Genomic DNA, 12,819 nt, shown 5'->3' on the forward strand with positions numbered 1-12,819 from the left:
TATAACAATGAAACGTTCTCATCTTTGGGTTTTAAATCCTTGTTTGCTTGCAATGCTTTCTACCTCTGCGTGGGCGGAAGAACAAAAGGAAGAAAATATCGTTGTCTCCGCCAGCCGCGCGCACCGCAGCGTGGCGGAGATGGCGCAGACCACCTGGGTCATTGAGCGGGCTGAAATTGAGCAGCAGGTTCAGGGCGGGAAAGAGATTAAAGAAGTGCTGGCGCAGCTGATCCCGGGCATGGACGTCAGCAGCCAGGGACGTACCAATTACGGCATGAATCTGCGCGGCCGCTCCATGATGGTGATGGTGGACGGCGTGCGCCTGAACTCGTCCCGCAGCGACAGCCGCCAGCTCGACTCTATCGATCCGTTCAACATTGACCGTATCGAAGTCATCTCCGGTGCCACCTCACTCTACGGCGGCGGCAGCACCGGCGGCCTGGTGAACATCGTCACCAAAAAAGGCCAGCCGGAAACCGAAGTTGAGTTCCAGACCGGGACAAAGAGCGGGTTTAACAGCCACAACGACCACGATGAGAACGTGTCGGCAGCGGTCAGCGGCGGCAACGACAACGCTTCCGGTCGTCTGTCGGTGTCGTATCAGCGCTACGGCGGCTGGTATGACGGCAACGGCGACGAGGTGATCATTGATAACACCCAGACCGGCCTCCAGTATTCCGACCGTATCGATGTGATGGGCACAGGCACCATCAACATTGACGATCATCAGCAGCTGCAGCTGACGACGCAGTACTACAAGAGCGAGTCCGACGGCAAGCATGGGTTGTATCTCGGGAAGAACTTCTCGGCGGTAACGGGGGATGCGACCGCCTACAACAAAGGTAACCTCGATTCTGACCGCGTGCCGGGTACCGAGCGCCATCTGATTAACCTGCAGTACTCCAATACCGACTTCTGGGGCCAGGATCTGGTCGCGCAGATTTACTATCGTGACGAGAGCCTGACCTACTATCCGTTCCCGACCCTGACCAAAGGCGTGGTGAGCAGCATCGGCGCGTCGCAGCAGAAAACCGATTTCTACGGCGGCAAGCTGACGCTGAACAGCAAGCCGGTGGACGATTTAACGCTGACCTGGGGTATGGATGCCGACCACGAAACCTTCGACGCCAACCAGCAGTTCTTTAACCTGAGCAAAGCCGCGGCGAGCGGCGGCATGGAGCTGGATAACGCCTACAACGTGGGCCGCTACCCGGGCTACAGCATCACCAACCTCGCCCCGTTCCTGCAGGCCAGCTACGACATTGACGCCATCACCCTGAGCGGCGGCGTGCGCTACCAGTACACCGAGAACAAGGTGGACGACTTTGTCGGTTACACCCAGCAGCAGGCCATCGCCACCGGGAAAGCGACCTCCGCCGACGCGGTGCCGGGCGGGAAAACCGATTACAACAACTTCCTGTTTAACGCCGGGATCCTCGGTCGCCTGACCGAACAGCAGCAGGTGTGGTTTAACTTCTCCCAGGGCTTCGAAATTCCGGACCTGGCGAAGTACTACGGCTCGGGCACCTATCAACTCAGCAACGGTCACTACCGCCTGCTGAACAGCGTCAACGTGAACGACTCGAAGCTGGACGGTATCAAGGTCAACGCTTATGAGCTGGGCTGGCGCTACACCGGGGATAACCTACGCACGCAGGTTGCGGCGTATTATTCGCTCTCGGATAAGACCATCACCATCAACAAGACGGACATGACCATTAACCTGGAGGACGACAAGCGTCGTATCTACGGGGTGGAAGGTCAGGTGGACTATTTCTTCACCGACAGCGACTGGAGCACCGGGGCGAACTTTAACGCCATTAAGTCGGAAACCCGCGAAAACGGGAAATGGGAGAAGCTGACGGTCGACAGCGCCAGCCCGTCGAAAGCCAGCGCGTGGGTCAACTGGGCGCCGGGCGACTGGACCCTGCGCGTGCAGAGCACGCAGACCTTTGACGTGTCAGACTCCGACGGCAAGAAGATCGATGGCTATAACACGGTCGACTTCCTGGGCAGCTACGCCCTGCCGGTGGGTAAAGTCAGCTTCAGCGTGGAAAACCTGCTGGACAAAGACTACACCACCGCCTGGGGCCAGCGCGCGCCGGGGCTGTATAGCCCAACCTACGGTGCACCGGGTCTGTATACCTACAAAGGCCGTGGACGGACGTTTGGTCTGAACTACTCCGTTCTGTTCTGATCCTGCGCGCCGCCTGCGGGCGGCGCATTTTGTTGTGTAATTTCAACGCGAATTTGCTATAAAATCAGCGATTTGCTGAAATTGTCGGCAAACGAACGAAAAGTGCGTTTTCACCCTTTGACAAGGCGTACCGAGGTCGCTACTATGCGCCTCGTTCACACGATTCCTCTGTAGTTCAGTCGGTAGAACGGCGGACTGTTAATCCGTATGTCACTGGTTCGAGTCCAGTCAGAGGAGCCAAATTTGAAAAGCCTGCTTTTAAAGCAGGCTTTTTGCTTTTCTGCGCTCGGAAAATTTGCCGGGTGGCGGCTTCGCCTTACCCGGCCTACGGGACTGTAGGTACGGTAAGCGCAGCGCCACCGGACAATAAACCGCTGCTTTCATCAATTTACCTCTGTCTTATCATGACTCGTGGGCAGCCGGGCAATCACCTTAATCTCAAACTGGAATCCGTACAGCCACGTCACGCCGATCCCGGTCAGCGTCGGGTAAGGCGCTTCCCCCCAATATTCTGGCAGGATACTCCAGATAGCGTCGAGGTTTGACTCGGGATCGACGACAAAGAGGGTCACGTCAACCACGTCACTGAACGTGCAGCCCGCAGCCGTCAGAACAGCATTAAGGTTATCGAATGCCAGCCGGACCTGCGCGTTGAGATCCTCTTCAGGCGAACCATCCTCCCGGCTACCCACCTGCCCCGAAACAAACAGGAAGCCGTTAGATTTGATGGCGGGTGAATACCGATTGCGCTCATAGAGCGCCTGGCGTCCGAAGGGAAAAACGGCTTCGCGTGTTGTCATGTCTGTACCTTTGCAATGGGGCGAAATCTGCCCGGTGAATATAAAGCCACTTTACAGGTGCTGGATCGGGCGGATAAACAAGCGACTTTGTCCATCATTGTTTGTAATATCCAAACAATCGGTGAAAAGAGAGGACAAGGGATGGATCGTTTCGATGCGATGCGCGCCTTTGCTCGCGTGGTGGAAGCAGGCAGTTTCACAAAGGCTGCCCAAACGCTTCATATGAGCAAAACCACGGTGACGCAGCTTATTCAGCAACTGGAAGCGCGCCTGCGCGTCAAGCTGCTCCATCGCACCACCCGCAGGCTCGGCGTCACTCCTGATGGCGCGGTCTACTATGAGCGCGTCATCCGTCTGCTGGCGGACATGGAAGATGCTGAAAACAGCCTCTCCAGTGCGACGATGACCCCCAGGGGACGCCTGCGGATAGATGTGCCCACTCCTCTCGCCCGCTTTGTTCTGGTGCCCGCGCTACCGGCTTTTCATACACGCTACCCTGATATCCAGTTCGACATGGGCGTGAGCGACCGGGTGGTGGATCTAATCGGCGACAATGTGGATTGCGTCCTGCGGGGTGGCGAAATCAACGACCAGTCCCTGATCGCACGCCATGTTGGCGATTTGCAAATCGGTGTTTACGTCGCACCGAGTTATGTGGAACGCCTCGGCGCCCCTGCGCACCCGCGAGAGCTGGAAAACACCGACCATCGCATTGTGGGATTCTTATCTTCACGCACCGGTAAGGTTGATCCTCTGGTACTGCACGGTGCGAGTGAACATATTGAAATCACGGGCAACTATGTACTTGCCGTGGATGATGGCAATGCTTACCTCGAAGCTGGGTTAGCCGGGTTAGGCGTGATTGCGCTACCCGTCTATATGGCGGCAGCACATCAGGCTTGTGGCGCCTTGATTCCGCTATTCGAACAATGGCGGATTAACCCAATGCCCCTGTACCTGGCGTTTCCGCCGAACCGCCATGTCAACGCCAGACTGCGCGTTTTTATTGATTGGATCGTTGAATTGATGCAGCAGCATGTCCCTACATCCACCAGTAAGTAACGACATCTATTCGCTCATCACCGCCGATTGATGGTTATTTTTGCGGTTTTGAAGCTGCTTTTCGCTTTTCTGCCCTACAGCACAAACTCATAGTGCGAGCCATCTGGCAGCTCAACATCAAGCCGCAGCTTTCCGCCCGCAGCCTCAACGTAACGCTTGAGTGAAGAGAGTTTCAAATCGCGCCCGGGCTTTTCCATTACCGCAACGGTAGGCTGCCTGATACCCAGAGCCTGTGCCATCTCTACTTGCGTTTTTTGTACTTTCTCACGTAACTCAGCCAGATGAATATTGAGCAAAATATCCGTTGCTATTGCCTGAGCGCTGGCGACAACTTCAGGCTTTTCATCCGCTATAAGCTGCTCAAGGGTTCTTCCCATCGCGCTATTCCCTCTCTTTTAATGTATTCAGCCAGTGAGTGAATTCCCGATCAGCAACGAGAAGCATCTCATCGTAAAATCGCCTTTCATTACCGACCTTATTGCCAGCACAAAGCATGATGTCAGTACGGTTTGGGTCGAAGGCGAAAAACGCCCGCAATGGATCACCCTTACTTTGAATACGTAGTTCTTTCATGTTGCTGTGACGAGAGCCTTTAAGCGTATCAGCGTAGGGTCTCGATAAACCCGGCCCCTTCACTCGCAAAACAAGCAGTGCTGCAAGTACGCTGGCGCGATCCGTATCGTCAAGCGAAGTGAACCAGCGATCAAACCTGTCCGTCATGTTAATTGCCCACACAAGGCCTCCCATCAAATATAGATCAAAGACTATATACATGCAAAGCTATAGCAATGATTATGCAGAGATGGAAAAGAAGATTCTTGTGGGTTACGGGAATACTGAATGTGTGTAGGAGTAATTCTGTGTATCTCTTATCGGATATTCATTTTGTTACGAGCAGCATCGAAAAAACTCAGGATCCGGTCAACTGCTTCCAGGCCGCCACTTCCTCCTCCAGCCATGCCTTAAAGAGTGTCACCTCCGGCTTCGCCTCCGTTGGCTGCGCCGTTACCAACCAGTAAGGCCAGGGATATGGTGCGGTGATGGAGGTTAGCTGGACCAGCTCGCCCCGGGTGATGGCATCCTGAACCAGAGAGCGACGCTCCAGCGCGATACCTTTCCCGAGCCGAACGGCTTCGATAATGATATTGGAGTCGTTAATGCATAAACCGTCAGGCACGATCTCTTTCTCAAGACCCGCATTCATGCACCACGTTTTCCACGACTCCATAGAGAAAATAATATGACTCTTTGCAATCTCCTCTGGCGTAGCGGGCAGCACACCGTCGTTATAGCCCGGCGCGGCCACCACAATGAGTTCGTCGGAAAAAAGGTAATGGCTTTCACTCCCTTCCCAGTTCCCCTGCCCCATCCGTATCGCGATATCTATCCCTTCCTGCTGCAGGCTGGTGACCGTCAGGCTGGCCTGGATCCGCAGGGTGATAAGCGGATATTTCGACCGAAAACGAGCCAGACGCGGTAGTAACCAGTGGCATCCAAATGACGGCACCATCGCCAGCGTCAGCTCCTGCTTTCTCGGCTTCACCTGTACGAGTCGGGTAGCATCCGCGATGTGGTTCAATGCCTCGCGTACCTGTAAGGCATAGAGCCGCCCTTCTTCGTTGATCTGCACTCCTCGCCCCTGACGGATAAACAGCTTTACGCCCACCATCTCCTCCAGCACTTTGATCTGCTGACTGATAGCGGAATGGGTAACGTGGAGTTCTTTCGCCGCCAGCGTCACGCTGCCAAGACGGGCGACGGCTTCAAAGCTTCGCAAACTGGCAATGGGTGGAAAATCCGACATGAAAGCACTTCCTTCTCTGCGCTGGATATACAGCGGCAACCTGACCATATGTCAGTAATACTAACCCTTACGGTAAGATACTGAAGATATTCGCCATGCAAATTGTATTGTAATGTCTGGTCATCCTCTTCAATGACGCGTTATTTCACAAAGACAGGAAAACGGGAACGATGATTAAGCTTGTTGGCATGATGGATTCACCTTATGTACGGCGCGTGGCGATTTCCCTTGAGCTTTATGGCGTTGAGTTTGAAAGCCAGCCGCTGTCAGTCTTTAGCACCTTCGACGCGTTCTCCCGGATCAACCCCGCGGTAAAAGCCCCGACGCTGGTTCTGGATAACGGAATACGGCTGATGGACTCCTCGCTGATACTGAACTATTTTGATGCTCAGGCCGCCCCCGAGCGGAAACTCCTGCCCGTCGCGCCGGATGCGCTGGTAAAGGATCTTCAGGCGCTGGGCTTTATCCTCGCCGCCGCTGAAAAAGCGGTGCAAAATGTGTATGAACACAACCAGCGCCCGGTGGAAAAGCAGCACGCTATATGGGTCGAGCGCATTACAATTCAGCTGCTGGCGGCCTGCAGGGAATGGAATGCCTTACTGGAGACGCGTCCGGCAACCGCAACTCCCGATCAGGTTGCCGTCACGAGCACGGTTGTCTGGACGTTTATTCAGTCGATGATCCCGCACGTCGTTAACGCAGCGGATTTTAGAGAGATTCAGGCGTTTGCCGAATCATTCGAATCACAGGCAGTTTTTAAAAAATATCCGTTCAACTAAATGACGAGCCCGGTCAGCGCAGCGCTACCGGGCAAGCCAGCAGCTATATCTGATAATCAATCGCCACTTCTTCCGGCTCCATCACCTGGCGTTTAATCTCATCCACCGACAGCCCGGCATTGCACAGCTCGATAAAGCGCCACACATAGTTGCGCTGCAGCTGCCCGCGCTTCAGGCCAAGCCATACGGTATTGGCGTCAAACAGATGACGCGTATCAAGACGCACCAGGTTCCCGTCCTCGCGTTCTCCGCTGGACTGTTCCGCCACCAGGCCAATGCCCAGACCCAGCTCGACGTAGGTTTTAATCACATCAGAATCCTGCGCGCTCAGCACCACGTCCGGCGTTAGCCCTTTGCGGTTGAAGGCCTCGTCTATGCGCGAACGTCCCGTAATTCCCTGGCGGTATGTGATCAACGGCCATTTGGCAACGTCTTCCAGCGTCAGGGGAGAGACCTGATTCAGCGGATGATCGACCGGAAGTAATAAGCTGTGGTACCAGCGGAACCAGGGGAAAGCCACCAGCAGCGGGTCGTTGCTCAGGCGTTCGCTGGCGATGCCAATATCCGCCCCACCGTTTTGCAGCAGCACTTCGATTTCCTGCGGTGTGCCCTGGATGAGCTCCAGACGGACGTCAGGGAAAAGTTCGCGGAACGCTTTGATCACCGGCGGCAGGCTGTAGCGCGCCTGGGTGTGGGTGGTGGCGATGGTGAGTACGCCTGAGGCGTCATTGGTGAAGAGATCCGCCAGACGACGCACGTTGCTGGCCTCGTTGAGGATCCGCTCTGCAATAGTGAGCAAAGCCTTACCCGGCTCCGTCATGCCGAGCAGCCGCTTGCCGCGACGGATAAAGATCTCTATGCCCAGTTCCTCTTCCAGCTCGCGGATATGGCGGCTGACGCCGGACTGAGAGGTATAAAGCATATTGGCGACCTCGGTCAGGTTGTAGTCCCGCCTGGCCGCCTCACGGATAATTTTAAGTTGCTGGAAATTCACGATTCACTCCGGAGCATCTGACATAGCTCTATTGTTAGAGTCAGCCGAGCTGCAGAACAAATAATAAAAACCAGCATCTTATTCTTTTATGGAATATCAGCTCACGAGCTGGAGTTCACGGTTCTCAAGCGATGGCTTGCTGACCAGCGACATCAAAATCTCTTTTACCGCCTGCGCCTGTGGCGACAGCGAACCGCGTGCGGACATGTTCAGCGACAGCGGCAGGCTCATCGAAGGCGTGGTGATCCGCGCCATCCAGCCGTTTGCCGCACTGCACAGCGAGCGGGCTGCGGATTCCGGCAGAACGGTCACCCCCATGCCGCTGGCAATGGCTGCGGTCAGCGTGGAGATCGAGTCGATTTCGCCGATGATTTTGGCCGTCAGACGGCGCAGGGAGAACGCTTCATCCACGCGTACGCGCACGGCGCTGTAGTCGCGCGGCAGATAGAGGTTCATCTCTGCCACGGCGGCAAGGTCTACACTCTGGCCCGGACAGTCACGGGTCCCCACGAGGTAGAGATCTTCTTTCAGCAGCGGCTGGCTGGTGATGCCGGCGACCGGGGAGCGATCGTAAAGGACCGCCATATCCAGCTGGCCGCTGAGCAGTTTGTCATTCAGTACGGAACCGCTGTTTTCATGCAGGTATACCAGCACTTCAGGCAGCTCAGCGCGAACGGCCTGCAGCAACGGCATGGTAATTGAGGACGCGGCCGTTCCCGGCGCCAGGCCGATAGAAACGTGTCCGCTCAGGGTCTGACCCACGTTATTCACCGCCAGCTGCGCCTGTTCACACTGGCGAAGAATGGTGCGCGCATGGGTATACAGGATCTTACCGGCTTCCGTTGGCGTGACGCCGCGTTTGGTGCGGATCAACAATTGCTGATCCATCTCGCCTTCCAGAGTAGCCACCTGCTGGCTCAGCGCAGGCTGCGCGATATGCAGCACTTCTGCCGCTTGAGTCAGGCTGCCGATATCGACGATTTTTACGAAGTATTTCAGTCGTCTTAAGTTCATTTTGCCCCCTGTTCGAAATGCTGTGCCGGAACCGGCTGTCGTTGTTGAACAGGTTTTGCAATATGAATGCCACTTTTACCAGGCGGTCTGAATTGTTCGCTAAGCGTCTGAAAATAAGGAATCCTAATTACAGAGGGGGATTTAATTACCGAAACAGCAGTTTATGATCTGCCCCATTAGGGGTATACCCGCACCATGACGGTGCATTCCGCTGCCAAAAACATCACTTTGCCGATTTTGTCAGCAAACGATCGAAAGGCGGCGATCCACCCTTTGACAAGGTGAACGCAGGTCGATAATATGCGCCCCGTTCACACGATTCCTCTGTAGTTCAGTCGGTAGAACGGCGGACTGTTAATCCGTATGTCACTGGTTCGAGTCCAGTCAGAGGAGCCAAATTTGGAAAGCCTGCTTTTAAAGCAGGCTTTTTGCTTTTCTGCGCCGGGTAAAATTGTCGCCTTACCCGACCTACGGGACAGTAGGCCCGGTAAGCGCAGCGCCACCGGGCAACACAGTCTCAATAAGCAAGTTTCACCGGCATCCCTGACCGCCGTTCCAGTTCGGCTCCCGCCCCCTCGTTTATCAACTGCGTCCGCTGCGCAGCTGACATTGGCAGAGGCACTTTCCGGGTCGATTCAAATTCCGCACGGTTACGTGATAATGGCTCGTGAACCTCCACCCAGCGGCTGCCGTCCGGCTCCGTGGTCATTTTTACGGGCCGATCGATAAGCTGCACGCGGGTTCCTACGGGAACGTTATCGAAAAGGTATTTGATGTCGTTATTACGCAGACGAATACAGCCCTGGCTCACCCGCAGCCCGATGCCAAAATTCGAGTTTGTGCCGTGAATGGCATAGAGCCTGCCGATATAGATGGCATACAGCCCCATCGGGTTATCCGGCCCGGCGGGCACGAATGCCGGGAGCGTTTTCCCTTCTGCCGCATAGGCACGGCGCGTATTCGGCGTCGGAGACCAGGTTGGCCCCACCTGCTTACGCTCAACGGCCGTCACCCAGTTACGCGGGGTTTCTCGCCCGGCCTGGCCGATGCCGATGGGCAGCACTTCAACGGTATTGCTGCCGGGTGGATAATAGTAGAGGCGCATTTCCGCCACGTTAACGACAATCCCCTCGCGAACGGTGTCGGGCAAAATGAGCTGCTGGGGGATCACCAGCCGGGTGCCGGATTTGGGTAAAAAAGGATCCACCCCCGGGTTCGCTTCCAGCATATTGCTTAGCCCCTGCCCGTGCTGTGCGGCAAAGGCCTCAAGCGGTAATGTATTGTGCTCGGGAACGGTGATGATAATCGGGGTTCCCACCAGCCGACTGCCTTCCGGCGGTAGGGTATAGGTTACGGCAAACGCGCCGGGAACAGCGGCACACAGCGTAAGGACGAACCAGGTCAGTCGAATCATAGTTTCCTGTGCTCAAAAAAGAGAAAGCCTGGACTCAGGCAGGCTTTCTCAGTTTACGCTATCACGCCTCGGTTTTGCGCCATCTGCGCGTCAGCACTTTTTCCGCCTCGACAATCAGGAACATCACAAAACCAATCAGGAAGGTGATGACCCAGTAGCGGAACGGCAGCGCTTCGGTGCCGAACAGCATCTGCATGAAGGGGGCGTAAATGATAAGAAGCTGTAGCGCCAGCAGTACGCCGCTCACGATCCAAATCCCTTTGTTCGCCAGCAGGCCTTTGCTCAGCGAGAAGCCGTCATTCACGCGGCAGTTGAGCATGTAGAACCACTGCGCGGTCACCAGGGTTTGCAGCAGCACGGTGCGGATAAATTCCGCCGAATAACCGCGCGGCTGGAGCCAGGCTTCCAGCACGAAGGCGCTGATGGCAATCATCAGACCGACAAACACCACGCGCCAGATGGCATAGCCGTCCATCACATGGAGATTCGCCTTGCGCGGTGGCCGGTTCATGATGTCCTTCTCACCCGCTTCAAACGCCAGGCCAAACGACAGCGTTGCTGACGTCGCCATGTTCATCCACAGGATCAGGACCGGCGTCAGCGGGATCAGGTTCCCCGCCAGCAGCGCGATGATGATCAGCAGGGCCTGCGCGATGTTGCTGGGGATAACGAACAGAATGGTCTTTTTCAGGTTATCGTAAACCCGACGTCCCTCGTGTACCGCACTGGCAATGGTGGCAAAGTTATCATCCGTTAACACCATATCGGCGGCTTCCTTGGTGACTTCCGTCCCCTTAATCCCCATGGCGATACCCACATCCGCCCGCTTGAGCGCCGGGGCATCATTTACGCCATCCCCGGTCATGCCCACCACTTCCTGTTTACTTTGCAGGGCCTGCACAAGGCGGAATTTATCCTCCGGGCTGGTACGGGCGAAAATATCGTACTGCTGCGCGGCGTCGCTCAGCTGACGATCGTCCATCGCCTCCAGCTCACGTCCGGTGATAGCGCTTGCGGCGTTACCAATCCCCAACATTTGCCCAATGCTCATGGCCGTTTGCGGATGGTCGCCGGTGATCATTTTCACGCGGATCCCGGCCTGCAGACAGTCGGCAATGGCGGTAATGGCCTCCGGACGCGGCGGATCCATCATTCCGGCAATACCCAGCAGGATCACGCCATCATGGAGGTCCGGGTGGTCCAGCTCGCGTTGTCCCTCGCGGGCAGGTTTCCAGGCCGCAGCCACCATACGTAGCCCTTCCCGGGCATATTCTTCAATTTTACCTTCCCAGTATGGCTGATCGAATGGCTGCAGTCCGTCATTCGTCTGCTGGTACTGGCACAGGCGGAACAGGACGTCCGGCGCGCCGGTGATTAAAATCACCTCTTCATCGCCCAGCCGGTACAGCGTGGACATGTATTTATACTGCGAATCAAACGGGATTTTACTGCGCATCTCGGTATCGAGCGGTGGGAGCGGAATTTTCGCCGCCAGCACCTTCAGCGCGCCCTCGGTTGGACCGCCGGTGATTTTCCACAGCCCCTGCTCGTCTTTGATCAGCTGGCTGTCATTACAGAGGTCAATGGTGCGCAGGTAGCGTTCCAGCAGGGAGCCCTGCGTCACGCTGACGGGCGTCGGGTCATCTACGGGGTGAATATTCCCCACCGGTTCGTAGCTGTCGCCCTCCACGCGATAGGTCGTCTCAGCGGTAATCACCGCTTTGACCGTCATTTCATTCATCGTCAGGGTGCCGGTTTTATCCGAGCAGATGACCGTCATTGCGCCCAGGGTTTCCACCGTGGGCAACTTACGAATGATGGCCTTGCGACGCGCCATGGCCTGTACGCCAAGCGAAAGGATGATGGAAATGATGGCCGGCAGGCCTTCCGGCACGGCGGCAACGGCGAGGCTGATAAGCGACAGCACCAGTTCAGAAACCGGCATATCCCGGAACAAGAGGCTGAAAACAAACAGCGCCACCATCATGACCAGGATAGTAATGAAGATGGTTTTACCGAGCTTATCCATCTGCACCATCAGCGGCGTGCGGTGCTTTTCAATGTCGGACATCATCTGATTGATGTGGCCCAGCTCGGTCTCGCCCCCGGTAGCCACCACCACGCCTTTACCGCCGCCGGAGCTGACGGTGGTGCCTGAGTAGAGCAGATTATACCGGTCACCTAAAGGCAGTTCCCCGCTTAACGCATCGCTGTTTTTCTCAACAACGGTGGATTCGCCGGTCAGGATGGCCTCCTCCACGCGAAGATTATGCGCTTCAATCACGCGCAGGTCCGCAGGGATACGGTCCCCGGCACGGATCACCACGATATCGCCCGGGACCAGCGCCGTGGTGGGGATCGTTTCATGATTTCCCTGTCGTACCACCACGGCCTCGCTGGAGAGCATATTGCGAATACTCTGCAACGATTTTTCAGCATTGCTCTCCTGAACATGGCCAATCAGCGCGTTTATGATGGCAACGCCGAGGATCACAAACATGTCTACCCAGTGGCCCATAAAGAGCTTAAGCAACGCGGCCACCAGCAGAACGTAAATCAACACATCGTTAAAATGCGCCAGGAAGCGCAGCCAGGCGGGTTTACCCTTTTTTTGCGGCAAAGCATTCTCACCATGCTGCTGAAGTCGGGCTGATGCCTCAGTGCCGCTAAGTCCTTCCAGGGTGGAGTGGATATTCGACAGGGTTTCGTCAACGGTTTGTTGATAATACGGACGTTCAGGTTTTCCTGTTTTCAT

The 12,819-nt window shown here is 55.9% G+C and carries 11 protein-coding genes and 2 tRNA genes; 5 read left to right on the top strand and 8 right to left on the bottom strand.

Features of this window, described 5'->3' with window-relative positions:
* Positions 1-7 precede the first annotated feature (7 nt).
* Both AC4IC4_RS14955 and AC4IC4_RS14960 read left to right on the top strand, forming a co-directional pair.
* Positions 8-2,197 carry a TonB-dependent siderophore receptor gene (locus AC4IC4_RS14955; protein WP_032646415.1) on the top strand — a complete coding sequence of 730 codons (2,190 nt, stop codon included), beginning with the start codon at positions 8-10 and terminating at the stop codon, positions 2,195-2,197.
* 164 nt (positions 2,198-2,361) lie between these two features.
* Positions 2,362-2,437, top strand: a tRNA-Asn gene (locus tag AC4IC4_RS14960).
* 143 nt (positions 2,438-2,580) lie between these two features.
* On the opposite strand, the gene AC4IC4_RS14965 is transcribed toward AC4IC4_RS14960, so the two are convergent.
* Positions 2,581-2,997: a RidA family protein gene (locus AC4IC4_RS14965; protein WP_267215041.1), complete on the bottom strand. Its 417-nt coding sequence runs from the start codon at positions 2,995-2,997 to the stop codon at positions 2,581-2,583.
* Positions 2,998-3,138: 141 nt separating this feature from the next.
* Between AC4IC4_RS14965 and AC4IC4_RS14970 the strand changes: the two genes are divergently transcribed.
* Entirely contained in the window at positions 3,139-4,059 is a 921-nt protein-coding gene (locus tag AC4IC4_RS14970) for a LysR family transcriptional regulator (RefSeq protein ID WP_491471434.1), read from the top strand.
* Positions 4,060-4,133: 74 nt separating this feature from the next.
* Here the strand turns inward: AC4IC4_RS14970 and proR are convergent, their stop codons facing one another.
* The 3 genes from proR to AC4IC4_RS14985 all read right to left on the bottom strand — a co-directional run bounded on the left by proR (position 4,134) and on the right by AC4IC4_RS14985 (position 5,863).
* Positions 4,134-4,436 carry a transcriptional regulator ProR gene (gene proR, locus AC4IC4_RS14975; RefSeq protein WP_029741460.1) on the bottom strand — a complete coding sequence of 101 codons (303 nt, stop codon included), beginning with the start codon at positions 4,434-4,436 and terminating at the stop codon, positions 4,134-4,136.
* A 4-nt stretch (positions 4,437-4,440) separates the two neighbouring features.
* Complete coding sequence (locus tag AC4IC4_RS14980) at positions 4,441-4,794, bottom strand: type II toxin-antitoxin system RelE/ParE family toxin (RefSeq protein ID WP_491471435.1); 354 nt, start codon at positions 4,792-4,794, stop codon at positions 4,441-4,443.
* A gap of 175 nt (positions 4,795-4,969) precedes the next feature.
* The gene (locus tag AC4IC4_RS14985; RefSeq protein WP_491471436.1) at positions 4,970-5,863 is read right to left on the bottom strand and encodes a LysR substrate-binding domain-containing protein; all 894 of its coding nucleotides are present in this window, start codon (positions 5,861-5,863) and stop codon (positions 4,970-4,972) included.
* A 170-nt stretch (positions 5,864-6,033) separates the two neighbouring features.
* Here AC4IC4_RS14985 and AC4IC4_RS14990 point away from each other — a divergent pair, with 170 nt between their 5' ends.
* Positions 6,034-6,642 carry a glutathione S-transferase family protein gene (locus tag AC4IC4_RS14990; RefSeq protein ID WP_491471437.1) on the top strand — a complete coding sequence of 203 codons (609 nt, stop codon included), beginning with the start codon at positions 6,034-6,036 and terminating at the stop codon, positions 6,640-6,642.
* 43 nt (positions 6,643-6,685) lie between these two features.
* On the opposite strand, the gene cbl is transcribed toward AC4IC4_RS14990, so the two are convergent.
* Together cbl and nac are read right to left on the bottom strand one after the other, a co-directional pair.
* Complete coding sequence (gene cbl, locus AC4IC4_RS14995; RefSeq protein ID WP_023336219.1) at positions 6,686-7,636, bottom strand: HTH-type transcriptional regulator Cbl; 951 nt, start codon at positions 7,634-7,636, stop codon at positions 6,686-6,688.
* 96 nt (positions 7,637-7,732) lie between these two features.
* Complete coding sequence (gene nac / locus AC4IC4_RS15000; RefSeq protein ID WP_024908060.1) at positions 7,733-8,650, bottom strand: nitrogen assimilation transcriptional regulator NAC; 918 nt, start codon at positions 8,648-8,650, stop codon at positions 7,733-7,735.
* Between the two features lie 320 nt (positions 8,651-8,970).
* Here nac and AC4IC4_RS15005 point away from each other — a divergent pair.
* Positions 8,971-9,046 (top strand) — tRNA-Asn (locus AC4IC4_RS15005).
* Between the two features lie 121 nt (positions 9,047-9,167).
* Here AC4IC4_RS15005 and ldtA read toward each other — a convergent pair.
* Positions 9,168-10,064: a L,D-transpeptidase gene (ldtA, locus tag AC4IC4_RS15010; RefSeq protein ID WP_032646426.1), complete on the bottom strand. Its 897-nt coding sequence runs from the start codon at positions 10,062-10,064 to the stop codon at positions 9,168-9,170.
* 61 nt (positions 10,065-10,125) lie between these two features.
* Positions 10,126-12,819 (bottom strand): cation-transporting P-type ATPase, encoded by a 2,694-nt coding sequence (locus tag AC4IC4_RS15015; protein ID WP_491471438.1) that lies wholly within the window; start codon positions 12,817-12,819, stop codon positions 10,126-10,128.

This window comes from Enterobacter sp. Taxon_2 (assembly GCF_058355295.1).

Excerpts from the sequence above, each read along its gene's own strand:
- AC4IC4_RS14955 (WP_032646415.1), top strand. The coding sequence starts at position 8 with ATGAAACGTTCTCATCTTTGGGTTTTAAATCCTTGTTTGCTTGCAATG.
- AC4IC4_RS14965 (WP_267215041.1), bottom strand. The coding sequence starts at position 2,997 with ATGACAACACGCGAAGCCGTTTTTCCCTTCGGACGCCAGGCGCTCTAT.
- AC4IC4_RS14970 (WP_491471434.1), top strand. The coding sequence starts at position 3,139 with ATGGATCGTTTCGATGCGATGCGCGCCTTTGCTCGCGTGGTGGAAGCA.
- proR (WP_029741460.1), bottom strand. The coding sequence starts at position 4,436 with ATGGGAAGAACCCTTGAGCAGCTTATAGCGGATGAAAAGCCTGAAGTT.
- AC4IC4_RS14985 (WP_491471436.1), bottom strand. The coding sequence starts at position 5,863 with ATGTCGGATTTTCCACCCATTGCCAGTTTGCGAAGCTTTGAAGCCGTC.
- AC4IC4_RS14990 (WP_491471437.1), top strand. The coding sequence starts at position 6,034 with ATGATTAAGCTTGTTGGCATGATGGATTCACCTTATGTACGGCGCGTG.
- nac (WP_024908060.1), bottom strand. The coding sequence starts at position 8,650 with ATGAACTTAAGACGACTGAAATACTTCGTAAAAATCGTCGATATCGGC.
- ldtA (WP_032646426.1), bottom strand. The coding sequence starts at position 10,064 with ATGATTCGACTGACCTGGTTCGTCCTTACGCTGTGTGCCGCTGTTCCC.
- AC4IC4_RS15015 (WP_491471438.1), bottom strand. The coding sequence starts at position 12,819 with ATGAAAACAGGAAAACCTGAACGTCCGTATTATCAACAAACCGTTGAC.